Here is a 23,798-nt window from a genome sequence, read left to right as displayed (position 1 = left end):
CGGGCACCCGCAGGCAGGTCAGGCCGGGCCGCGATAGCATGCCACCTGAACGCTGGTTTTGAGGCACAAATTTTGCCGGGACGGTACAAAACCCACTTCAACCCCCTTGTTTTGCTTACAATTAGCCTTTTTTATCCCGCAATAATCAAGAACTAATTCAAAGTCCTTCATGTAGAACAATGGCGCTATGTATAGAGTAGGCGCAACTCGTGGGAAGGGGCTGCGGTTTGCTTCCTGCTTTCAATGCTAACCTGATTAAATGAAACATACGGCTTACGATTTAGTAGTGGTCGGAACGGGCTTCGCTTCGACTTTTTTTCTTAAACAGTATCTAAGCAAGGCTCCGGCTTCCACCAAAGTGCTGGTGCTGGAACGTGGCCACTTGTTTCCGCGGGCCGAGCGCGTGAAGGAGATAATCGGCGAAAAGTCAGCCTACGCCGGACTCAATCCTCTTTCTAACGACACGTTTGAAAACCACAAGCCCGATAAGGATTGGCATTTCAGCGTGGGCTTTGGCGGCAGTTCCAACTGCTGGTACGGCTGCACGCCGCGCTTTCTGCCCTCCGACTTTCGGATGAAAACGCTCTACGGCATCGGCAACGACTGGCCCGTGCAGTACGACGAGTTGGACCCTTACTACGAGCAGGTGGAAGACCTGATGTCCATCTCGGGCCCGGCCGAAACGCCCTACCCCCGCAAGAAGGCCTACGCCCAGCCCCCGCACCTGTTCACGGCCGTCGACACCCTGCTGCACCAGAAATACGGCAAGCTCTACATCAACCAGCCCACGGCCCGGTCTCGGGTGGCCATGAACGGCCGCAATCCCTGCTGCGCCAGCGCCGTGTGCAGCGTGTGCCCCGTCGATGCCAAATTCACCATCGAGAACTCGAACTTCCGGGTGTACGAAGACCCGCGCGTGGAGCTGCTGCACGGCGCCCAGGTCTACGGCCTGGAGCTGGTGCAGGACCGGGTGCGCAAAGTGAGCTTCCGGCAAGACAACAAAGACCACCACGCGGCCGGCGAGGTAGTGGCACTGGGCGCCAACGCCCTTTTCAACGCCAACATTCTGCTGAACTCCGGCGACAAAAACCCCTTCACGGGGCGCGGGCTGGGCGAGCAGCTGGGCCTGCAGGCCCACGTGTACCTCGACAACCTGCAGAGCCTGGGCGGCAGCACCTGGGTGAACGCCAACGGCTACATGCTCTACGACGGCGACCACCGCAAGGAGTACGCCGCCTGCCTCATGGAGTCGAGCAACGCTCCTTTCTTCCGGCCCGAAAGCGGCAAGTGGCGCCACATGGCCAGCTTCCGCATGATTTTCGAAGACCTGCCCGACCATGACAACTACGTGGCCACCACGTCGGACATCATGAAACCGGCCATCCACTTCAAAGGCCCTTCCGACTACACCCTCAAGGCCATCGACAAGATGAAGCAGCGCCTGCCCGACGTGCTATCATGTCTGCCCGTGGAAAAAATCATCTACGACCAGCCCTACGCCTCCGAAGCGCACATTCTGGGCACCACCCGCATGAGTACCTCGGCCGAGCAGGGCGTGGTGGACAAGCACCTGCGCCACCACCAGTACCGCAACTTGTTCGTATTGGGCAGCGGCAGCTTCACCACCTACACGCCCGCCAACCCCACCCTCACGCTGTCGGCGCTGTCGCTGCTGTCGGCCGACAAATCTTTTTAGCCGAGAAATTCTATCGTTATGCGCAGAAGAAGCTTTTTGCAATTGTTGGGCTTGGGCACCGCCGCCGTGGCGGTTCCGACGGTGGGGGTGGCGGCCTCTTCCGTTGAGGATGCCCTGGCCGGCATCATCCTGAACGAGTTCAGCTTCCTGAAAATAGACCGGCAAGGCGTCGACCAGTTTGTGGCCGACTACTACCGCATGACGGGGGCCAACAAGCAGTTCTTCATGAACATCAAAACTAAGGCCTACTACTTCCTGAAGGTGGACTCGGAACGCTCGCAGCTGGTCCGCACCCTGACCAACCTGTATTTGATGTCGACCGATTTCTTCCAGAATAGAATGGACGAAAGCAAGGAAGTGAAATACCTCGGTTGGTACAATCCGCACAAAATGCCGTGCGCCAATCCGTTCTCTGCTGTCTACTACCCGCCGGAGGTGAGCTAGTTCTCCCCTCTGCCTGCGGCGTAAGCCCATCAGTCAAGAAGTCTGCTGTTGTTATCAATTTCGATAATGGCAGCAGACTTCTTTGCCATTAACCGGTAGTGCTTGCCCAGGCAGGTGGCAGCTGGCTAAGCCTTAATGCCGCACCTTGCCTTTTGCCGGCTATAATGTTCGTGGCTGCTTTCGATAGCCATTAGGCGGTAGCCAACAGAACTCCGCAGGGCAATAATATGGCATGGAAATAAGCTCTATTTCTAGGCTTTGGCTCCCGAAACGTTTGCAAGATTTAGTTGCGTAATACCGGACGCAAAAACCTGTTCAACGGCCTCTTAAAACTCATTTCTCAGGTAGTCAGCAAACCCAACGCTTGCACATCAGCTGCTTAAGCGGCCAAGTAGTTCTGATAAAACACGCTAACAATGCAAAAGTGCCTTTTCAGCCCTGCAAAGCTGTTTAAAGTGCTGAATATGGCACAACTTCCCCCGCCATTATCCAGTAAAAGCCACAAGCTTCAGTGGGTAGATTAATTACAATATTATAGGATTGGTATTAGCTCCCTTCAAGCGCGGCCTGAAGCACTAATCCAAGCTTGCCTATTATATCATTTTTACAGATGGACGTTTCTATCAAGTTTTCTCCTTTAACTTCTTCGCGTGCCGATGGAAGCGCCCAGGTTGCCTGTGACAACAGCCAAATAGACCACGATACCGACGATAGCATCAGGTACAGCATTTTTTGTGTGGTGTGGGCCATCGCAACGCTGTTTCACATGGCGCAGTCGCGGATTTTTACCAACGAGCTGCATTTTGCCCTGCTCACGGTAGCCGCCGTTGCGGTGATGCTTAAGCCCAGTTCGGTTGTTCGGCTGGTGCTGCTGATTGCGCTGCAGTTGTACGAGGTGCTACTGCGCCTGCCCGAAATAAGCAACCACTGGATATTCACGACGTTCGTGAACCTTACCATTCTGCAGGCGCTGCTGTATGTCATTGTCAAGAACCGAAGCTTGCACGTAAGCCGCGGCCAACTCATCCGCACATTTGCGCCGGTGGTTCGCGTCGAGCTCCTGCTGCTCTATTTGTTCGTCGTTTTACACAAGCTGAACTGGGGCTTTTTCTCCACCGATTTCAGCTGTGCGGCGGTGCTCTACAAGGCGCAAAATGTGGAAGCCCTATTGCCCGCCTCACCCACGTTCCTGCTCTTCAATATTTACCTGACCATCATTGTTGAAACCCTGATTCCGGTGTTGCTTTTCTTTCGCAAAACCAGAAACGCGGGACTGCTGATTGGGCTGGTCTTTCACTGCGTCATTGCCTTCAACTCCTACAACGGCTTTTACGATTTCTCCGGGATGATTTTCGCGGCGTATTTCCTGTTCAGTGGCTACAGCTTCAGCAATACGATTTACGCTTTCTACCGAAAGTTGCCTTCTCTTCGCAGCCGACTGAAGCAGCGTTTTACCCAGCTTACGGCACTGAATGTGGCGGTGCTGTTGGCAGTGCTGCTAGGCAGCTTTGCCCTGCTCACGGTGCTCACCAAGCGCTTCGACGACTATTTCCGCCTGGTGTGGGGCGCTTACAGCTTCCTGTTCATTCTGCTGTTTCTGCTCTCGCTCACCCGCGGCTCCGACAAGCAGCCCGAGCGCACGTTTGCGCTGCCGGCCTTAGTTTTTTTATTGTTTCCGGTGCTGGTGTTTCTCAACGGCATGAGCCCCTACCTGGGCCTGAAGACGGAGTCGTCGTTTGCCATGTTCTCCAACCTAAGAACGGAAGGGGGCATTACCAACCACTTCTTTATTCCGGCCTCGGCTCAGGTGTTTGGCTACCAGAAGGACATGGTGGAAGTGGTATCGTCCTCGGACCCCAAGCTTCAGAAAGTAGCCACCGAAGGCAAGCTGCTGCCCTACTTCATGTTCAAAAACCACGTGGCCGCCGACCGCCCTGCGCAAGTGGTGTACATCCGCAAGGGCGAACAACGTGTCTTCAACCTGGCCAGCGCCACTTCGGACGATGACTTGCTCCGCAAAAGTTCTTTCTTGCTGCGCAAGCTGCTCGGGTTTCGGGCCATCACCAAAACGGAGCCGCAGCCCTGCCAGCACTAGGCAACTTTGCCAGATTACTCCACGCGCCGCACCCGCAGGTAGTCCAGCATGGCCTGGTTTACTTCGCCGTTCATGTTCTCGTTGGCCGGCTCGAAGGCGAGTGTGAGGGGGTGGGTGCCTTTTTCGAGGCGCACCAGTACGGGGTTTGAAAAGCCCCAATTTGACCACTCCTCTACGCCGCGCTGGGGCAACACCACCGTACCCAGCAGCTCTTTGTCGCGCCGCAGCGTGCGGATGGCGCATTTGTTATTGGTATTGATGGGGCCGTTGCCGTTGGCGTAGCGGAAATCAAGTGCGTAGAGGCCTGCCTCGGCCACTGTCACGGGAATGGTGAGGGACTTGTTCTTGCTCTTGCTGATTTCGACGAAGCCCTGGCCGCTGAAGCCCTTGTAGGCCAAAGCGGCTTTGGGAGCTACCGTTTCGAGCTGCATTTGTGTTTTGGCGGCAGCTTCTATTTCCAAAGGCTCACTAGCGAAGGATTCAGTTCCAGCAGCATCTACTGCAATAACCTGGTAGGTAGCAAATGGCGCACTGCCCAAGGTTAAGCTACGCCCTTCTTCTGGGTAATTGCTTTCATCAACGGTCGCAATCAGAACTCCATTTTTTAACACTTTATAATTACCTGCACCTTTGATGGAGTCCCATTCCAAAAAGGTAGAATAGCCAAGGTAAAGCTTCGCAACGGGCGTTTCTGGCGAAAACGCATTAGCTACCCTGTTTACTCCAGCGGCCTGCGGAACTTTGCTGCTGAGCACAATGCGAACGGCGTGGCGCCCGCTCAGGCTGGCCGGAATGGCGGCATTGGCCAGCGGCTGGCCGTCCATCGTGATACTGCTGATTTCGTTGCCAAAGCCCTCCATCTCAATGTCGAGCACGGCGCGACGGTACGCTAAATTGGTGAGCCGGCGCTTGCCTTGAAAAGCCTGCGGCACGAAGGGCCGGAACACCAGCCGCTCGGGCTGCCACTGCATGCCAAACAGCACTTTGTAAACCAAACCCAGGCTGCCCGAGAGGCTCCAGAGCATGTTGCTGGAATTGATTTGGGTGCCGGCAAAGTCACCGTTGCTGGCCACGTAGTTTTCCTTATTGGTGAGGAAGAGCGCGGCCGGCCGATAGATGGCAGCCATGCTTTCGGTCACGGATTGGTCGTTGCCGGCTTTGGCGCCCGCCAGCGCCCAGAAGCTCTGCACGAAGGGCCACACGGCGTTATTGTGGTAGGCCGGGATGCCCGGAATTTGGGGGTAGATGCAGGGAATGCCGAAGGGCACGGTAGGGGTTTTCGCTACCACTTCCTGCGCCCGCTCGCCCTCGGCCACGCCATAGAGCACGCTCAGTGCCTCGCCCAGCGCCTCGGCTTTGGGCGAGAGCGTGAGGGCGGTGCGGCCGTAGAGGAACTGGCCGTAGTAGCCCTTTTCGGGCTGCCAGAGGTGCTCGTTCATGGCAAACTTGATGGCCTCGGCCTGGCGCTTGTGCTGGGCGGCCACGCCGGGCTCGCCGAGCTTGGCGGCCATTTGGGCCAGGACTACATTGGCCTGGTAGTGCAGGGCGTTGGTGCCCAGGTTTTCCGACTGGTAGATGTCCACGGGCTGCATCCAGCGCGGGTAGGTTTGCTCGCGCCAGTCCAGAAACGACGACTCGCCGCGCACCAGGCCGGTGGTGGGGTCGTAGGCATTCTGCCGGTCGTCGGCCAATGACTTTTTGATGATGGGGTACACCTTGCGCAGCCAGGCATCGTCGCCAGTCACGTTGTAAATCTCCCAGGCCGCGGCGGCCCACACAATGCGGTCGGTGGAGACGGGGTAGGCGCCCCCGGTGCCAGTGTCCTGAATAATACGGCCTTCGGGGCTCACCTTGCGCATCAGGCTTTTCATAGCCGATTTTGGCTGCAAGGTGGCTTGGGCTAGGATGATGCTGTAGCTGATGTCGCGGGTCCAGACGCCTGCCCATTCCTTGCCAGTGCGGAAAGTGCTGTCGGGCTCCACGGCGCGGCGGGCTTCTTCCAGGGCCAGGTTGTAGAGAGCATCGGCCAGCGGGTACTCGGACGAATACTGCGGGAAATCGTCGGTGTTGATGCTTTGCTTCCACTGCTGGGCAGTGGTTTTGGCGGCCGCAGGCTGGTTGAGGGTCAGCGTCACTTCGTAGATGCCATTGCCGTCGGGGTCCTTCATTTCCAGCTCGGGCTTGTTCGCCAGGTTGTCGAAATCCCAGCTTAGCGGCTCGGTGCCCCCGGCAATGTAGACGTGCTTGAAATCCTGCTGGTACAGCTTATCGCCCTTGAAGGTGGTGTAGTAGCCCTGCTTCTTGAACGCTGCCAGCACCGGCCGTAAATCCAGCCGGATTTTCACTGGCGTATTCGGCGTCAGGTAAGTAGTGGCCGAGGCGGGCGTGGTGTCTTCGTAGCGCTGCCCGAACACGATGGGCGGCGTTTCGATTGCCCCGCCACCGGGCCGCGGCACGGCAATGAGCAGGTGGTTCAGGCCCGGGGCCATCTCGTTGTCTTTGCCATTGAGACTGAACTTGAACTCCACCCGCGGGCTCTGGAACTCATTTACCGGGCTTTGGTAATTCGACACCAACTCGTTGGCCGACAGGGCGCGGGCCTCGTGCGGGCCCTGCACCACCCGGTCGCGGTACAGGGTATAAGCTTCAGATTGCCAAACAGGAGTCATAGCAGCGGGAACAGTGGTACCAGCGGTGGGCTTGTTGCTTTGGCAAGCATTGAGCAGGCCCAGGGTTAGCAGGAAGCCGGTGGAAAGGACGCGGGAATTCATCAGGAGGAAGTAGCAGCAGTAAAAAGGCTGGGCAATGCAAAGTAAGGCGTTCGGGAAGTTTAGCCGATTCCAGTGTTGTGTGCTTACGTATACAACGTCTCATTGCCAGGCTTATGCACCTCCGCCCATTCCTTACTGCGTCCCTCCTACTACTGGGGTTGTTTTGCCTGCTCACCGCGCAAACCCCCAAACCCATGAGCCTGGAACAAACCCTGCGCGATAGCCGCTGGAAGAAACGGGTGCTGCTAGTGGCCGCGCCCACCGCCGAGCAAGCGGATTTCAAGAGTCAAAAAGCCTTACTGGCTGCCAACAAGGCTGAACTTGCCGAGCGTGATTTTCTGTTAATGGAGGTGCTTTACGACCAATTATCAGCAGCCGACAAGGAATTTCTGCTGAAGAAAATAGGGGTTCAGCCCAGCCAGTTTGCGGCTGTGTTGATTGGCAAAGACGGTGGGGTGAAGCAGAAAAGCCGGCGGCCTATTGCGCCGGCGGATTTGTTTGGGACGGTAGATAAGATGCCAATGCGGCAGCAGGAGATGCGACGGAAGTAGTTCTGAATCACCTTAGCGGCTCACCTCACCCCCGCCCCCTCTCCCGCGGGGAGGGGGCCGGGGGTGAGGTGAGTCGCTTTGAGGTTCTATCCCAGTGTCTTCGTGAACCCCACCTTAATCTTCAACTGAAAGTCTGCAATGACCTTGAAAATCTCCTTCAATGTCACCTGCTCCACTTTCGTCAGCGTCTTCGGGTCCAGGTAATTATCGGGCGTCACCTTATCGCTGATAATCTGCACGGCCTGCTTTTTCAGGCGCACGCCCATCAGGTAGTAGTAGGATTGCAGCAGCTCCTGGGCCTCGCGCTCCGTGAACACGCCTTGCTCGCGCAGGGCTTCGAGGCGCTCGCCGGTGTTGGTGGCGAAAATGCGGTGCTTGAGGGCGTACATCCGGACCAGGTCCACGATGGGTGACATGGTTTTCTTAAGGTTGAACACCTGCTGCGTGCCGTGGGCGAAGGTGCGGATGTTGCGGAAGAACGTAAGCGGAGGCTCGTACTGCAGGGCGTTCACGGCCATGTAGTAGAAAAAGCGGTCCACTGGCTTTTGCAGCTCCACATCCAAGAATTCGTGCAGCTCGTCCATGATGGTGGCGTCGCCGTAGAGGTAGCGGCAGTCGAAGGAGGCCGCGAACTGCATTCCTGTTTCGGGGTTCGAGTCGGTGAGCCACTCCACGTAGTTGCGCTTCCAGTGCGAGAGCGAGTGAGTCCATTTGTGGTTTTTGGCCATAAACCCGCCCTCACAGAAGGCAAACCCGATGTCGTTGAGGCGGTCCGACACGATTTCGGCGAAGCGCAGGAAATAGGCGCGCACCAGCTCGCGCTGCTCGTTAGCCTTGTCTTCGTAAATAATGGCGTTGTCCTGGTCCGTGAGCAAGGTTTGTTCCTTGCGGCCCTCGCTCCCCAGCACCATGTACACGAACTTGGCCGGCGGCGGGCCTAGTTCACCAATGGTGTCCTCAATCACCTTCAGGGCAATGGTGTCGGACACGGTGGTGATAACCTGGTTTACGATTTCGGGCTTTACGCCGCGGTTCAGCAATTGGTACACCATTTCCGGGACTTGCTCCCAGCGGCGCTTGAGTTCGGGCACGGCCTGGGCCTGCTTCACCGATTGAATGAAGATAAAAGGCGACTGGGCCTGGTCGTCGGTCAGCAGCTTGTTGCGGCTGAGGAAGCCCACAAACAGGCCGTCCTTCTCCACCAGCAGGTAGCGCGTTTTGGTGCGAAACATCAGCAGAATGGCCTCGTGCACAAATGCCTTGGTGCTGATGCTGACCACCGGCGCATCCATGATGCTGCCTACGGGCTGGTGGGCGTCGGCCAGGCCGGCCACCACTTTGTCGCGTAGGGTGATGTCGGTTACGTAGCCGGTGATGTGGCCGTGGTGGTCGTCGTTGATGAAGTAGCAACTGGTGCGGGCCGCGGCCATGCGCCGGGCTACTTCGTGAATAGGCGTGCTGGCGGGGCAGGCCACCACGGCGCGCAATTCCAGGGTTTCAATGCGGCGCGAAAACAGCTGGTCGGAGGCCAGGTAGTTTTCGCCGGCGCTGCTGGCGGGCCGCACAAAGTGGGCGTATTCCTCGTTCAGCATGCGCTGCCCATAGCGCGTGGTGAAGAACTGGAAGAACTCCTCGTAGGCCTGGCACAGGGAGCGAAATTCGCGGCGGTGCAGGAAGTACACGCGGGTGTCGCGCCTGGCCAGCACCGTGCGCAGCGAGCGTTTCTTGTTCAGCAGCACCGAGATACCGCCGTAGCAGTCGCCGGGCCGGCTGTACTCAATCACGCGCCGGTTTTGCTGGCTGTCGTAAAAGAACGTTTCGTACTCCCCCTCCACAATGATGTCAAGCCCGCGCATCTTCGACACGTCCTGGTAGTAGATAATGGCCTCGCGGGGGTGGCGCACCTCAACCAGGCCTTCCGCCACTTCGGCCAGCACCTCTTCGGGCAGCAGGTCGAAGGGTTTTACGGTGCGTAAGAAGTCGAGACGGTCACTCATGATAGAAGTGTGGAGGTTGGGATAATTGAAGGTGCGAAGGAAAGGATTGCTTGGTAAAGGCTGTTAGTCAGGTGTCATGCGGAGCTGGCACGCGCCCGGCAGAACCTCACCCCCTGCCCCCTCTCCAAAAAAGAGGGGGCACCGGAAATGCTTTTATCGAGAATCATCAGGCTCCTCTCTCTTTTGGAGAGGGGCCGGGGGTGAGGTTCCGCCGCGCAAGATGCTTCGCTCCGCTCTGCATGACGTTCATTTTCTGGCCGCTTACCATTTCTCTTCATTACCCAATCAAGAATAAAGCCAGCAGCACCAGCGCCAGCCCGCCCAACAGCAACCACCCGGGTACGCCCATCTTAAACCGTCGCTTGTCAGACTTTAACGGCGCCAGAGTCGATAGCCCCACTGGCCCCTGCTGGGCAACGGTTTCGGGCGTGATACTCCCCTGCCGCTGCAACTCGAAAAAGCAGCGGGCCGTGGCATAGGCATCGGCCAGTGCGTCGTGCTGCTCGGGCTGTGGCTCTTTGAAAAGTCGTTGATATAAATCCCCCAAGCGCAGATAGCCCTGGTTAGAGTAGCGCACCAACTGGCCCGTAGCGCGCATGGTACAGAAGGTGGGCAGGTGCTCCATGGGGTTTTGCATGCCGGCCCGGTAAAACCCCACGCCTACCATGTGGTAGTCGAGCTGCATGAAGTGGGCCACCACCAGCGGGTGGTACTGCAGCAGGTCGCGTTGCAGGCGCTGCATCACGGCGTGGCGTGGCTTGCCATTTTGGCGCAAAAAGTCTACCGTGAGGCCGTGCACGCTGCCAGAGGCCTCACTCATGTCGTAGTCGTTGGGCTGGATATAGTGGTTTTCGGCCTTTACCTCCTCCCCGTCTTTCGTGTAAACGACCCATGCCAGCTGCGCAATGTGCGGCCAGTTGTCGCGGCTGGAATACGGCTTGCTCCAGTCGCGCGGAATGCCCGAGGTTTCGGTATCGACAAACAGCAGGTACTCTCTCACAGCGCAGGCAGCCGGGGTTAACGGGATTTAGAATACGAAGAACTGCAATAATCTGCCAAATGGGTTTGGGTTCGGCGGAAAAGTAGCAACACTCAATGACTGCTTGGCGCTCGTGCGCGTCAGCGACACGCGCCAGCGTGATGAGGCGCCCATCAGAACGAATGGCAAGCGCTGGGGTCAGGACTTTGAATAGCTCCCTCCCACTTCTCAACGAGGATTAATAGCCCGCCGACGCAGCAGAACCAGCCCCAGCGTAAACGTCGCGGCCACCGTCAGCAGCAGCTTGCCCAACCCGCGGTAAGCCGTGGGCAGCTCCGGTTGGCTGGTAAACGAGTGCCTAGGCTCGCGGGCATAGTCGGCGTGCGTGAACGACACCTGCCGAAACAGAAAAGGATAATAGTAAGCCCGCAGCGCATCGTGGTAGGTTCGGGCACTGCTCTGAAACTGCAGGTGCGTGGGCAGGTCAGTGCCGGCCAAGGCGTTGAGGCTAGTTTGGGCGTTGATGGCGGGCGAAAGCACGTTAAGCTGCTCGACCAGGGCAAGGAGTTGCCGTAGCCAAAGCCTGAGCGCAGGCCATTAAGTAGCCGGAAGCCGCTCTCGTAGCCGTTGCGGAAGCCCCGGATGGTGAAGTCGTCGTACTGTGAATACTGCGTCACGCCGGCTACACTCTTCATCACGTCGGTCAGGCGCAGGGCCTGCCGGTCCTCCATCAGCTCCTTGGTCACGGTCGAAATCGACTGCGGCACGTCAATGAGCGCCGAGGCCGTTTTGGTACCCACAAAGCTGTAGTTGCTCTTGTAGGTGGTTTCCTTGCGGCCCAGCACCTCCACTTCCTGCAGGGCGTTGGTGCTCGGCAGCAGCGCAAAGTCGACGGTCTGGGTGGGTGCCTCGGCGCTCAGCGCTACCGTGCGGCGCTGCTCCCGGTGGGCCAGGCTGCGGGTGATGAGGGTGTATTCGGTCAAGGGCAATTGGTCGAGGGCGAACCGGCCGTCGGTCCCGGTCAGGGCCGAAAAGCGGCCGGTGATTTCTACCACCGATACGCCCTCCAGGCCCTGCCCGGCGGGGTTGGTAATGCGGCCGTCGATGCGGCCCAGTGCTTGCGCCGAAGCCGGCGTTGGCAGTTGGCAATAGAAACAGCAGCAGAAATAAAATTCGAAGCATAAAAAAGCATGCTGAGCCGCGAAGCGGCATTGGCTTCTGGCTATTAGTCAAGAAAAAGAAATGGGATAGGGCACAGCCAATTTTACCAAATCAGCTAGCAAGCGGCACAGGCTAAAACCCGGGATAAAAAATAACGGGCACTACCACTTTCCATGGAAAGAGAGACGCCGTTTGAGGGCTGCACGAAAACGCGTTTGCGCCCCGGCCCCACGGGGCCAGCAGTCAACCCAGAAAGCTGGTATCAACTCCGCGCTGGCGGCCCTCGTAGCGAGGCCCCATCCAGGAGGTGCGACGCCCGGGTGACGGGCCCTTGCGGGTAGTACCGGGCATAGGCCAGCTGCGTCACCAATCCAGCCAGTTCCACTAGCTCTGCAGGTAGAAACGGCACGTCGTACACCTGCTCCAGTGACAATGCAGGTGTTGCACCGTAAGCACGGCCTTGCGAATCCCCTGGCTGACAGGTGGGATTGACTCCTCCGTTTCGGTGTGCTGGTGCGGGTGCAAACGCAACAATGCAGCTTCCGGGGTCAATACCCGAAGTAGCAGCAGCAATAGCCACTACGCCACAATTCTCCGTTGGCTGTGCACTTCTTTTAGCCTGTGAGGAACTGCAAAGGTAGGCAAGTGCTTATACTTCGCAGCATTGATGCAAAAACAAAGCGTAATAATTATTTTGGGTGTTTTTTCTTCCTGCCGACGCTTAGAAAGTTACCGCTTAAGCGCAATTTACCCAACTATATGCCCCTCTCTATCCCACGGCAAGTCATTTTTCTTGATTTAAAATAGACCTACCTCTTCGGCTACCCGGAGACGATACATAATTTATTGAGAGAAATTTATTTTAAAAGGCGTTTCATGTGTCGAACAGCACCAACTACAGCTATTAGGTAGCGAACTTGCAACTTCGTTGTCCCGTGAGCAGTTCCCGAGGTCCTGACCTTCTTTCAACACCGTTTTATCCCACCCTGCCTGTCTTCATTTTCCCACTCCATGTCAAGTCCCGACCGCATTGCGCAGGTGCTAAAGCGCCATTCTCTTCGCCTTACCACCGTGCGCCGCGCCGTGCTGCAGGTGGTGGCCGAGTCAGCCTATGCGTTATCGGGCAGTGAGATTGAGCAGCAACTCCCCCCCGACACCGACCGCATAACCCTGTACCGTACGCTGAAATCGTTTGAAGAAAACGGATTGGTTCACCGCGTAGTCGACACCAGCGATGTGGTACGCTACGCGGCCTGCTCCATAGAGTGCAGCACCCACGAGCACTTCGACAACCACGTGCACTTTAAGTGCACTAGCTGCCAGCACATCTACTGCCTTAACCAAGTCACGGTACCCGCTGTCACGCTCCCTGCGCGTTTCGAAGTCAGCACCCGCGACTACCTGCTCGGTGGCGTGTGTCGCGAGTGCCAGCCTGCGCAGCAACCCGATTAACTTGAGGCTAAATAGTTAAGCAGACTTGCACTTACTTAAGTAAAGCAGCGTGCTCGCGCGCTATTTTTAGGTGAGCCTCCACCAGTTGCTGATGTTCCTGCTGCATCTGCTCGTCTTCGGCTTGCATCGCGGCGTGGTCGGCCTGCATTTGGGCAGTGGAAACCTGGCCCGCCGTGTGACTTTTTTCCAGTTCCCGGTGTCGGGCCAGCACCTGCTCGTGGCAGCGCGTCACGCGTTGGCACAGCGCGATGAAGGCGCGATGCCGCGTTTCCAGCACCTGAAAGGCGGGGCTTGTTCTTTGTTCTGCGCTTTGGCGGCCACAAGAGCTATGGTGTGCTCAGCCTGCATGGCCGAGTCAGCCTACGCCATGTGGCGATGAACCGCCTCCATGGCGTAGTGCCCCGGCCGCGAGCTGCTCATGGGTAGTCGTCGCCAGCTCTTACACCTTGCCTGAATGAGCGCAGGCGCTCAGCATAAAGGCAGTTATGCCGTTGCAAAATGCAATTTTAAATCCGAAGGAAAACTTCATGGCCAGAGCATGGCAAGGGATAAAAACAACTGCTTGGCTTGTCCAGCTTTAAGGACAGCAACCAAGCAGAAACATTGCTAACACAATGTCGGCAATAGGAACGGTACCACCTCCCTGCAATGGGAGGCAGGTTTTGCAGGGTAGCACTAATATAGTAAGCTCCTTGCGTCACTTTGCAACACTGTTGCAAATGGACGCAAGGAGCTTTACCTTTGCCCTCCCAAACACTCTTTTTTAAGAAGTCTAAGCACCTATAGGAGAGGTTAGCTCGAGAAAAAGCTAGCCTCGGGCTTGGTCTTTCCTCCACACAGAGAACTGTCGCTGAGCTATCCCGAGGGCGTTTTCGCATCCAGTCTACTTGCCATGAAATCACTTATCATTCGTCGGGCTGCTGATTACGGCGGGGTTCTAAACGCCGCCCTATGCGGGGTGCACTGCGCCGCTGGCCCCCTCTTGCTGGCGTGGTGGGGCACGCGAAATCCCGAATCAACGGCCGAACATTGGGAACTGGGCTTTCTGGTGCTGAGTGGGCTGCTGGTAGCGCTGGCCACCCGGCGCCAATCCACTCCCAGCCTACGGCTGGCTTTGTGGGGACTGTTTGTGATGTTTGCGGCGTGCAGCCTGCTGGCGGTGCGCTGGCCGCTGCTGGAGCTGGTGCAATACGCGGCTTCTGCTGGCCTCATTGTGGTGCATTTGCTCAACGAGCGGCATTGCCGAAACTGCGCTTGTCGCTCCTCATTGAGCTGTATTTCCAGCCAGCGCAGCTAGTAGCTGTTTACCTGTCGCTACCCCTGCCGCCAGCGCGACGACTCCCGGTCCAGCAGCAGCGGTTGCAGCACAATTTTGCGCGGCGACAGCTGCTTGTTGCGCTCCTGCACCATTTCCAGCAGCAGGCGCACGGCGGCCCCGCCCATTTCCTCGCAATGCTGGTCTACGGACGTGAGCATGGGCTCAGTGAACGACGTGAAGGTTTCGTTGCTGAAGCCGGACAGGGCAATGTCGTGGGGAATGCGCAGCTTGTGCTGCTTGAGCACCTGCATGGCCCCCACCACGGAAAAGTCGCTGGCCGAGAACACGGCATCGGGCCGCTTGGGCAGGGCCAGTAGGTGCTTCATGCCCCGAATGCCGTCTTCCAGGGCCATGTCGCCGAACACTACTAGCTCTTCCTCGAAGGAAATGCCGTGGTCGTGCAGGGCCTGGCAGTAGCCGGCATAGCGGTTTTTATACACGTTGATGTGCTGTGGGCCGCCAAAATGGGCAATGCGTCGGCAGCCCTGGTCCAGCAGGTGCTTCACCGATTGGTAGCCGCCTTGGTAGTCGTCCAGCACCACTGCACTCACGTCGACCCCGTCCAGAATGCGGTCGAAAAACACCAGGGGCACGTCGCGCTTGCGCACCTTTTCAAAGTGCTTGAAGTCGCGGGTGGTTCGGGCCATCGACACCAGAATGCCGTCTACCTGCGCGTTCATCAGGGTTTCAATGTTCTTCTGCTCGTGCACGTAGTCTTCGTTCGATTGGCACAGCATCACGTTGAAACCGGCTTTGTTGGCCACATCCTCTATGCCCTTCATCACCAGCGCGAAGAAGTTGCCATCGATGTGCGGCACGATGACGCCCAGCGTGTTGCTGCGGCCTTTGCGAAGGGCTGCCGCGAGGTGGTTGGGCTGGTAGTTGAGTTGCTTAGCTAGCTTCCAGACTCGCTTGCGGGTGGCCTCGCTGATGCGCGAATGGCCACTAAGCGCCCGCGAAACTGTGGACACCGCTAGATTCAACTCCTTGGCAATGTCCGAAATAGAAGCACGTTTGGCAGCCAAGGCGAAAAGTAGGTAGCGTTAGTTAAAATGTATCGCAAGAACGTCATGCCAACCATAGCAGCGCTGGTTTTCCACAATGCTTTACCCAAGTCTCTCTCACGAAATCATTTGTCATACTGAGCCAAGCATCCTATCACATTTAGACGAATCGTTTAAGTTCGAGCGGATACTTCGCTTCGCTCAGGATAACAGGTGATTTCAGCTAACCCGCCCGACAAAGAGCTAACTACTCCACCGGCCCCTTGTAGTGCACTTCCGAGAGTCCGCGCAGGCGGTCGGCGCTGAACTCGGGGGTGATGTCGCGCTGCGGGTCGCCGAGCATTTCGTAGCCCACCATAAACTTGCGCACCGTGGCCGAGCGCAGCAGCGGTGGGTAGAAATGCATATGCAGGTGCCACTCGGGGTGTTCCTGACCATCGGTGGGGCGCTGGTGCAGGCCAGCCGAGTACGGGAAGGAGATGTTGAACAGGTTGTCGTAGCGAATGGTGAGGCGGCGCAGGATATCGGCCAGGGCGTCGCGCTCGTCGCTGGTGAGTTGAGTAACGTCCTGCACCGGGCGGCGCGATACAACCAGCGTCTCGAAGGGCCATACGGCCCAGAAGGGTACTAGCACCACGAAATGCTCGTTTTCGAGCACCACCCGCTCTTGCTTCTCCAGTTCGAGGGCCAGGTAGTCCGTCAGCAGCGTGCGGCCGTGCTCCTGGAAGTAGGCCAGCTGCTGCACGCCCTCGGCGTCGGGCTCGCCGGGCACGGTGCGTTGTGCCCAAATCTGGCCGTGGGGATGCGGGTTCGAGCAGCCCATGGCTTGGCCTTTGTTCTCAAAAATCTGCACGTAGTTGATGTCAGGGCGGGCGCCCAGGGTTTGGAACTCCTCCACCCACAAGTCCACCACTTTCCGAATGGCCGGCACCGTCATTTGGGGCAGGGTCAGGTCGTGGCGCGGCGAGAAACAGATGACGCGGCAGATGCCCGACTCGGCTTCGGCCCGCAGCAGCCCGCCTTCGTTGATGCCACCGGTGGGCACGTCGACTTGCAGGGCCCCAAAGTCGTTGTTGAACACGAAGGTGTCTTCGTACTTCGGGTTCTGCTCGCCGCCCACGCGGCTATTGCTGGGGCAGAGGTAGCAGGTAGGGTCGTAGGCGGGGCGGTTGTCCTGCTCGGTTTCTTCCTGCTGGCCCTGCCAGGGGCGCTTGGAGCGGTGCGGCGATACGAGTACCCATTCGCCCGAAAGGACATTGAAGCGGCGGTGCGGATGTTCGGTGGAATCGAAGGAAGCCATATTTTGAGGTGCTTTAGAACGGTGTAGAGACGCGACACTTCGCGTCTCGTCGTTGAACGACTTGCATTAGGAAGATGACCAAAGCGTAATTCTAACGGCGCGAACGCCGAGACGCGAAGTGTCGCGTCTCTACATCGTTCAAACCGATTTTAGACTTAGGCAGTGGGTGACGAGGGCACGGCCCCTACCCCACTGACAATGGTGGTCTGATAGGTTTCGAGCACCAGCCCGAATTTCTCTTTATACGCCGCGCTCACGGTGGCGATGAATTCTTCCACGTGCTCGGGCGCTACCAAGTTGATGGTGCAGCCGCCGAATCCTCCCCCCATCATGCGGGAGCCGAACACGCCGGGCACGGCGCGGGCGGCTTCTACCAGTACGTCGAGCTCGTCGCAGCTTACTTCGTAGTCGTCGCGCAGGCCAGCGTGCGAACGATACATCTCCTGGCCGAAGGCGCGCAGGTCGCCGGCTTCGAGGTGCTGGCAGGCAGCCTCCACGCGCAGATTTTCCTTCACCACATACGAGCAGCGGCGAAATACCACGTCGCCCAGCTCGGCGCGGTGGGCTTCGAGTTGTTCCAGGGTGGCATCGCGCAGGCTTTGCACGGCGGGGTAGTGCTGCTGGAGCACCGCCACGCCACGCTCGCACTCCTTGCGGCGGGTGTTGTATTCGGAGCTGGCCAGGCTGTGCTTCACGCCCGAGTTGCAGAGCACAATGCGGGTGGCTTTGGTGTCGAAGGGAAAGTATTCGTACTCGAGCGAGCGGCAGTCGAGGCGCACCACCTGGCCCTCGCGGCCAAACAGGCTGGCGAACTGGTCCATAATGCCGCACATAACGCCGGCGTAGGTGTGCTCGGCCTTTTGGGCCACATGAGCCAGCTCCATTTTGTCGAGGCCCGCGCCCAGCATGTGGTTGAGCGCGAAGGCCAGGCCACACTCCAGCGCCGCCGACGACGACATGCCGGCCCCAAGTGGCACGTTGCCACCAAACACGCAATCGAAACCCTGGATATCAACTTCACGCAACTGCAGCTGAGCTACCACTCCAAGCAGGTAATTGGCCCAGTGCGTATCGCTCGGGGTTACTTCGGCGGGGCTGGCCAACTCAAACATCTCGTTCAGGTCGTGCGCCACCAGCCGGATTTCCGTGCCACCGTTCAGGCCCACCGCAAATAACATTTCCTTATCCACGGCGGCCGGTAGCACAAATCCGCCGTTGTAGTCGGTGTGCTCACCAATCAGGTTGACGCGGCCGGGGGCGCGCACCAGCATGGGCTCGTACCCAAAACGCTGCAGAAAATCGGAATGAACGGCGTGAATCAAGGAAGCGGACATGGGCAGGATTGATGTTTTAGAAAGGAACAATGCGGTGTGGAAGTGACCAAAAAGGATTACGTAGTTTGGATTCAAAAGGCCAGGCAGCCCCAGACGGCACCGGAAAAGTAGCACGCAACTCCATAATCTGCGCAAACGTTTGCCATTTAAAGCGGTAGCGGTACTTTCGGGCCATTGAATTTTCTTTCTCGGCACAGCCAGCACAATAGCAGCACCGCAAAGCACCATTGGATGCGAATTGACCACGGCTTTTTACCATAAATCAGCCCTATCAACTATAAAAACATTGTTTTCTTGCTCGAAACTGGCTTCCCTGTTCCGCTGACGTTTGCCCTCCCCGTACACGCTCAACTCCTTTTCCAGCCCAAGCCATCCCTCCCTTCTTTCCTTCTGCATGCTCCACCGTACCAAGCTTTTGCTACCGCTCGCTCTTTTATGTCATTCGATTGTGTCGCTACCAGCCGCTGCGCAGTCGGTGCCCCGGGAGCCGAGCGGCAATGTTTTCGTCGATAAAAAAGGCGTGATGCGTTGGCAGAAAGGCAAGCAGGAAGTTGCCCTGTTTGGGGTGAATTACACCACGCCGTTTGCGCACGCCTACCGCGCCCACCAGCGCTTGGGCGTGCCGCACGAGCAGGCCATTGCGCAGGATGTGTACCACCTCTCACGCCTGGGTGTCGATGCGTTCCGGGTGCACGTGTGGGACGTCGAAATAACCGACACAGTGGGTAACCTCCAGGAAAACGAGCACCTGAAGCTGCTGGATTTCCTGGTGAACCAGCTCAAGCAGCGCGGCATCAAAATCATCCTCACCCCCATTGCCTACTGGAACAACGGCTACCCGGAAGAAGACACCGGCACCGGCTTTTCGAGCATCTATTCTAAAACTCAGGCTTACACTAACCCACGCGCCATTGCGGCTCAGGAGCGCTACCTCACGCAGTTCCTCAACCACCGCAACCCCTACACCAAGCAGCTCAACCGCGAAGACCCGGACATCATTGCCTTCGAGGTGTGCAACGAGCCGAAGTACAACAAGCCCGAGGCTCAAATCACCAGCTTTGCCGACCGCATGACCCAAGCCATTCGGGCCACGGGCTGCCGTAAGCCGGTGTTCTACAACGTGTCGGAAAACCCTGATGTGTACGAGGCCGTGCTCAACGCCAAGGTCGACGGCCTTACCTATCAATGGTACCCACAGGGGTTGGTGAGCGGGCACGCGCTGCTCGGCAACTTCCTGCCCTACGTCGACCAATACCCCATCCCCTACCGCCAGGACCCGCGCTTTACGTCGCGGGCCAAAATGATATACGAGTTCGAGTCGGCCGACATTATTCAGCCGGTGATGTACCCGTTTATGGCGCGCAGCTTCCGCGAGGCGGGTTTCCAGTGGGCCACGCAGTTTGCCTACGACCCCCTGGCCATGGCCTACGCCAACACCGAGTACCAGACCCATTACTTGAACCTGGCCTATACGCCGGCCAAGGCCATCAGCCTGCTCATTGCCGGCAAGGTTTTCCGCAACGTAAAGCGCGGGCAGTCGTTCGGCCGCTACCCTGCCGACTCCGTCTTCAATAGCTTCCGGGTGAGCTACCGGCAGCAGCTAAGCGAGATGAACTCGCCGGAGGAGTTCTATTATACCAACTCGACCACCACGGCCCCAAAGCAGCCAGCCAAGCTGCAGCACCTGGCGGGCGTGGGCTCGTCGCCGGTGGTGCGCTACGGCGGCACGGGCGCCTACTTCCTCGATAAGCTGGCGCCCGGCGTGTGGCGCCTGGAGATAATGCCCGACGCCGTGCCCATCCGTGACCCGTTTGAGAAGGCTTCGCTGAGCAAGCATGTCACGCAGATTCTATGGAATGAGCAGCCGTTGCAAGTGTCGCTGCAGGAGCTGGGCAGTAACTTCTCCATCAAAGGCTTGAACGTGAACAATACCGTGCAGGCCCAGGCCACCAACGGCCGCACCACCGTGCAGCCCGGCGTGTACCTGCTTTCCGCCGCGGGCAAACCGACTTCGGCGTTCACCGAGCAATCGACTTTTCGCCACATCAAGCTGGGCGAGTTCGTGGCCCCGCAGGCTACCGAGCTAGGCCCGCAGGTCCTGCATACGCCGCCGGCTCAGGCAGTGGCCGGCCAGCCGCTGCGCATTGCGGCCACCCTCACCGGCTTGGCTTCCGGCGACAGCGTGTTTCTAGTGGCACAGCACTACTACGGCCGTACCCGCACACTGCCGATGTCGACCGCAACCTACGCCACCGTAGAAGCCACCGTGCCCGCCGACTTGCTCTACGCCGGCCAGCTCCGCTACTGGGTGGTGCTGCGCAACGGCAACAAGTCGCTCACCTTCCCCGGCGGCTTCAGGGGCAAGCCCCGCGACTGGGACTACGCCCACACTGAGCATTTTGCCGTACCCATCGTGGCGACCGGCACGCCCCTGCCCCTGTTCCAAGCCCACCTCGACCAGGAGCGCATCGAAGCCCGCGGCCTAGCCTCTAACGCTTGGACGGACTACGTGACCCTGCCCAATGGCCCCCTGGCGCTGCGCCTGGTGCAGGGCCCACCCCGCAAAGGTCAGCCCGCTGCCACTGGCCCGGCCGCCAACCTCCGGGCCTATTTTGGCGACAAGCTAGCCAGCCGCCAAATCGATATGGGCACATTTAAGGAAGTGGTGGTGCGGGCCCGCAGCAGCCAGCCCGGCGCCCAGGTGAAGATGACTTTGATGACCAAAGATGCCGTAGCCTACTCCGCTCCGCTGCCGCTCAGCGCCGAGGTTCAGGATATCCGCATTCCCCTCAGCGCCTTCCAGCCTGATGCGCTGCTGTTGGCGCCCCGGCCTTACCCGGGCTTTCTGCCCTTGCAATACCAGTCGGGCAGCAAAGCTGCGCTCAAGCTTGCGGAAGTTGAGGTCCTGCAAGTGGTGTGGGATGCGGCTGCCGTTACGCGAAACCCGCTGAGTGTGGACATTGAGTTTATTTCCTTGCAATAAGAACAAAACGCGGTGCTTGCACAATCCCTGTCTGTCATGCTGACGAAGGAAGCATCTTATCACTACAGCAGGAGCTGTTCTTGCCTGATAGGATGCTTCCTTCGTCAGCATGACATGAAAGAAACAAACGCTCTTAGTAAGCTAAGTTTCTACTTAGAAAACACAGCTTTTAATACCTTATGCCCTTCCCCTTTCTGCTCTTCAATAACGCTCTCCGCCCTGGCTGCGGCCTCCTGCTCATAGCTGCTTTAAGCCAATGCACTGGTTCGGCTACCTCGGCAGGAAGCACCCAGGCCCCGCCCGCCGTGACCTCCTTCAACCAGGACTGGCAGTTTGTGAAGGATGTGGACACCACCATCACTGCTTCGCTTTTCACCAAAACCGGCAGCACCGCGCAGTGGACGCCGGTTTCGTTGCCGCACACGCCGCGCATCGAGCCGGTGGTCACCGACAAGCAGCAGTGGCAGGGCATCAGCTTCTACCGGAAGTTTTTTCGGGTGCCGGCGGCCGGCCCGGGGCCCCGCGTGGCCATAGAGTTTGGCGCGGCCATGCACACCGCCGACGTGTACCTGAACGGCCAGAAGCTGCAGCGGCACGTGGGCGGCTACTTGCCCTTCACTGTCGACATATCGCGCCAGACGAAGTACGGCGAGGAAAATTGCCTTCTGGTGCGCCTCAACAACCAAGACAGCCCCGTGGTACCGCCCGGCAAGCCCCTGAAAGGCCTGGATTTTAACTTCTACGGGGGCCTTTACCGGCCCGCTCGCCTCATCTTCTCCGACCCGCTGCACATTGCCAACGCCATGCAGGCCAACCGCGTAGCGGGTGGCGGCCTGCTGCTGCACTACGAAAACGTGAGCCCCCAAAGCGCTACCCTGCACCTGCAAACCGACGTGCAAAACGACGCCCCGCAGGCCCAGGCCGCCCAGGTGCGCATCGTGCTGCTCAATGAAAAAGGCCAGGAAGTGGCCCGCGCCACCAGCGAGGCTGCCAGCATTGCCCCGGGCACACATTCCCAGATAAAGCAGCAGCTCAGCATTGTGCAACCCCAGCTGTGGTCGCCCGACCAGCCCTACTTGTACCGCGCCGTGGTGGAAGTGCTGCGCGATGGCAAAGTCATCGACCGCCAGGAAACCACGACCGGCGTGCGCAGCATTCGCTTTGCCGCCAAAACATTCACCCTCAACGGCCAGCCCCTGCGCCTGCGCGGCACCAACCGCCACCAGGAATACCCCTACCTCGGCTACGCCATTTCGGATAATGCCCAGTACCGCGACGCCTGGAAAATCAAGGACGCAGGCTTCAACTTCGTGCGCTGCTCGCACTACCCGCCTTCCGAGGCCTTCCTGCAGGCCTGCGATGAGCTGGGCCTGCTGGTGATGGACTCGGCGCCGGGCTGGCAGTTTTTTGGCAATGCCGAGTTTCAGAAAAACAGCCTGCAGGACATCCGCGACATGGTGCGGCGCGACCGCAACCACCCCAGCATTGTGCTGTGGGAGGCGGCCCTCAACGAGTCGGACATGTCCAAGCCCTTCATGGAAGCCGCCCACAAGGCTGTGCACGAGGAGCTGCCCTTTGCCGAAGGCGTGTACAGCTGCGGCTGGCTCGACTATGCCTACGACGTCTTCATTCCGGCCCGCCAGCACCTCAAAGCGCCCGATTATTTCAACAAGTACGCCAAGGACAAGCCCCTGTTTCTCTGTGAGTATGGCGACTGGGAGTATTACGCCCACAACGCCGGCTTCAACCAAACGGCCTTCTCGGGTCTGAAGGAATCGGAGCGCACCTCGCGCCAGCTGCGCGGGCAGGGCGAGCGGGCACTAACCCAGCAGGCCCTCAACTTCCAAGAAGCCCACAACGACAACTTCCGCGGCCCGGCCGTGGGCGACGCCAACTGGCTGATGTTTGACTACAAGCGCGGCTACGCGCCCGACATTGAGTCATCAGGAGTATCCGACATTTTCCGGCTGCCCAAGTTCGCCTACTACTTCTACCAGAGCCAGAACGGCCCGACGGAAGGCCGCAACGGCTTCGGCAAGCCCATGGTCTACATCGCCAACTTCTGGCAGCCTACCTCCTCCAAGCAGGTAGTGGTGTACAGCAACTGCGACGAAGTGGAGCTGCTGCTCAACGGCAAGCCCGTGGCCCGCCAGCGGCCCGACGCCAGCAAATTCGCCGACCAGCTGGCCCACGCGCCGTTCACATTTACGGTACCGGCCTTCGTGCCCGGCACCCTTAAGGCCGTGGCCTACCGCAACGGCAAGTCGGCAGCCAGCACCGAGCGGCGCACGCCCGGCACGGCCCACCACCTGCAGCTGCGCTACGACCGCAGTGGCCGCGACGCCGGCCGCCAGGACGTGCTATTTGTGTACGCCGACGTGGTCGATGCCAATGGCACCGTGCTGCCCGAGGCTACCAACAGCATTCGCTTTGCCCTTAAAGGCGAAGGCGAGCTTATCGGCGACAACCCCGTGCGGGCCGAGGCCGGCATTGCCACGGTACTGGTAAAGACTGGGCTCGAAAAAGGAACCCTGCAGCTGACTGCAACGGGCGAGGGCTTGGCTGATGCCACTTTAAAGATTGAGACCAAATGAGCCTATAGCACTTAATCACAAGGAGGCAATTCTCTGCCTAGTTGCTTCCACAAACCGCGTTTTAGCCCGGCTCCGTTTGCAAGGAATGCCAATATCAGCTTGGTGCCTAGATAGCGTAA

At 58.6% G+C, this 23,798-nt stretch carries 16 protein-coding genes and 1 pseudogene; 8 read left to right on the top strand and 9 right to left on the bottom strand.

Annotation, left to right across the window (positions count from 1 at the left end):
• Nucleotides 1-259 precede the first annotated feature (259 nt).
• The 3 genes from ACP7AJ_RS18830 to ACP7AJ_RS18820 all read left to right on the top strand — a co-directional run bounded on the left by ACP7AJ_RS18830 (nt 260) and on the right by ACP7AJ_RS18820 (nt 4,235).
• Entirely contained in the window at nt 260-1,696 is a 1,437-nt protein-coding gene (locus tag ACP7AJ_RS18830) for a GMC oxidoreductase (RefSeq protein ID WP_426061742.1), read from the top strand.
• Between the two features lie 18 nt (nt 1,697-1,714).
• Nucleotides 1,715-2,140 (top strand): hypothetical protein, encoded by a 426-nt coding sequence (locus ACP7AJ_RS18825; RefSeq protein ID WP_426061741.1) that lies wholly within the window; start codon nt 1,715-1,717, stop codon nt 2,138-2,140.
• A 610-nt stretch (nt 2,141-2,750) separates the two neighbouring features.
• On the top strand, nt 2,751-4,235 hold the full coding sequence (locus ACP7AJ_RS18820) for a hypothetical protein (protein ID WP_426061740.1): 1,485 nt from the start codon (nt 2,751-2,753) through the stop codon (nt 4,233-4,235).
• A gap of 14 nt (nt 4,236-4,249) precedes the next feature.
• On the opposite strand, the gene ACP7AJ_RS18815 is transcribed toward ACP7AJ_RS18820, so the two are convergent.
• Nucleotides 4,250-7,006 carry an MGH1-like glycoside hydrolase domain-containing protein gene (locus ACP7AJ_RS18815; RefSeq protein ID WP_426061739.1) on the bottom strand — a complete coding sequence of 919 codons (2,757 nt, stop codon included), beginning with the start codon at nt 7,004-7,006 and terminating at the stop codon, nt 4,250-4,252.
• Nucleotides 7,007-7,200: 194 nt separating this feature from the next.
• On the opposite strand from ACP7AJ_RS18815, the gene ACP7AJ_RS18810 reads away from it, so the two are divergent.
• Nucleotides 7,201-7,557, top strand: a complete 357-nt coding sequence (locus tag ACP7AJ_RS18810) for a DUF4174 domain-containing protein (protein ID WP_426061738.1) — start codon at nt 7,201-7,203, stop codon at nt 7,555-7,557.
• A gap of 86 nt (nt 7,558-7,643) precedes the next feature.
• On the opposite strand, the gene ACP7AJ_RS18805 is transcribed toward ACP7AJ_RS18810, so the two are convergent.
• The 4 genes and pseudogenes from ACP7AJ_RS18805 to ACP7AJ_RS18790 form a co-directional block, all read right to left on the bottom strand.
• Nucleotides 7,644-9,554, bottom strand: coding sequence for a DUF294 nucleotidyltransferase-like domain-containing protein (locus tag ACP7AJ_RS18805; RefSeq protein ID WP_426061737.1), 1,911 nt, complete (start codon nt 9,552-9,554; stop codon nt 7,644-7,646).
• Between the two features lie 277 nt (nt 9,555-9,831).
• Nucleotides 9,832-10,554, bottom strand: coding sequence for an exonuclease domain-containing protein (locus tag ACP7AJ_RS18800; RefSeq protein WP_426061736.1), 723 nt, complete (start codon nt 10,552-10,554; stop codon nt 9,832-9,834).
• Between the two features lie 207 nt (nt 10,555-10,761).
• Nucleotides 10,762-11,073 (bottom strand): DUF3526 domain-containing protein, encoded by a 312-nt coding sequence (locus ACP7AJ_RS18795; RefSeq protein WP_426061735.1) that lies wholly within the window; start codon nt 11,071-11,073, stop codon nt 10,762-10,764.
• A 35-nt stretch (nt 11,074-11,108) separates the two neighbouring features.
• Nucleotides 11,109-11,627, bottom strand: a pseudogene (locus ACP7AJ_RS18790) (carboxypeptidase-like regulatory domain-containing protein); the annotation flags it as partial.
• 1,078 nt (nt 11,628-12,705) lie between these two features.
• Between ACP7AJ_RS18790 and ACP7AJ_RS18785 the strand changes: the two are divergent.
• Nucleotides 12,706-13,146 (top strand): Fur family transcriptional regulator, encoded by a 441-nt coding sequence (locus ACP7AJ_RS18785; protein ID WP_426061734.1) that lies wholly within the window; start codon nt 12,706-12,708, stop codon nt 13,144-13,146.
• A 31-nt stretch (nt 13,147-13,177) separates the two neighbouring features.
• On the opposite strand, the gene ACP7AJ_RS18780 is transcribed toward ACP7AJ_RS18785, so the two are convergent.
• Nucleotides 13,178-13,423 (bottom strand): hypothetical protein, encoded by a 246-nt coding sequence (locus tag ACP7AJ_RS18780; protein WP_426061733.1) that lies wholly within the window; start codon nt 13,421-13,423, stop codon nt 13,178-13,180.
• Between the two features lie 615 nt (nt 13,424-14,038).
• On the opposite strand from ACP7AJ_RS18780, the gene ACP7AJ_RS18775 reads away from it, so the two are divergent.
• A complete protein-coding gene (locus tag ACP7AJ_RS18775; protein WP_426061732.1) occupies nt 14,039-14,443 on the top strand; it encodes a MerC domain-containing protein in 405 nt (134 codons plus the stop codon).
• 17 nt (nt 14,444-14,460) lie between these two features.
• Here ACP7AJ_RS18775 and ACP7AJ_RS18770 read toward each other — a convergent pair whose 3' ends face one another.
• The 3 genes from ACP7AJ_RS18770 to galK all read right to left on the bottom strand — a co-directional run bounded on the left by ACP7AJ_RS18770 (nt 14,461) and on the right by galK (nt 18,102).
• The gene (locus ACP7AJ_RS18770) at nt 14,461-15,489 is read right to left on the bottom strand and encodes a LacI family DNA-binding transcriptional regulator (RefSeq protein ID WP_426061731.1); all 1,029 of its coding nucleotides are present in this window, start codon (nt 15,487-15,489) and stop codon (nt 14,461-14,463) included.
• 226 nt (nt 15,490-15,715) lie between these two features.
• Complete coding sequence (locus ACP7AJ_RS18765) at nt 15,716-16,768, bottom strand: UDP-glucose--hexose-1-phosphate uridylyltransferase (protein ID WP_426061730.1); 1,053 nt, start codon at nt 16,766-16,768, stop codon at nt 15,716-15,718.
• A 155-nt stretch (nt 16,769-16,923) separates the two neighbouring features.
• Nucleotides 16,924-18,102, bottom strand: coding sequence for a galactokinase (gene galK, locus ACP7AJ_RS18760; RefSeq protein ID WP_426061729.1), 1,179 nt, complete (start codon nt 18,100-18,102; stop codon nt 16,924-16,926).
• Nucleotides 18,103-18,550: 448 nt separating this feature from the next.
• Here galK and ACP7AJ_RS18755 point away from each other — a divergent pair, with 448 nt between their 5' ends.
• Nucleotides 18,551-21,085 carry a cellulase family glycosylhydrolase gene (locus ACP7AJ_RS18755; RefSeq protein WP_426061728.1) on the top strand — a complete coding sequence of 845 codons (2,535 nt, stop codon included), beginning with the start codon at nt 18,551-18,553 and terminating at the stop codon, nt 21,083-21,085.
• Between the two features lie 179 nt (nt 21,086-21,264).
• Entirely contained in the window at nt 21,265-23,679 is a 2,415-nt protein-coding gene (locus tag ACP7AJ_RS18750) for a glycoside hydrolase family 2 protein (RefSeq protein ID WP_426061727.1), read from the top strand.
• The last annotated feature ends 119 nt before the right edge of the window (nt 23,680-23,798 follow it).

It is taken from the genome of Hymenobacter sp. B1770, from assembly GCF_049896385.1.
GTDB lineage: Bacteria > Bacteroidota > Bacteroidia > Cytophagales > Hymenobacteraceae > Hymenobacter.
This window is presented reverse-complemented; position numbering and strand designations above follow the sequence as displayed.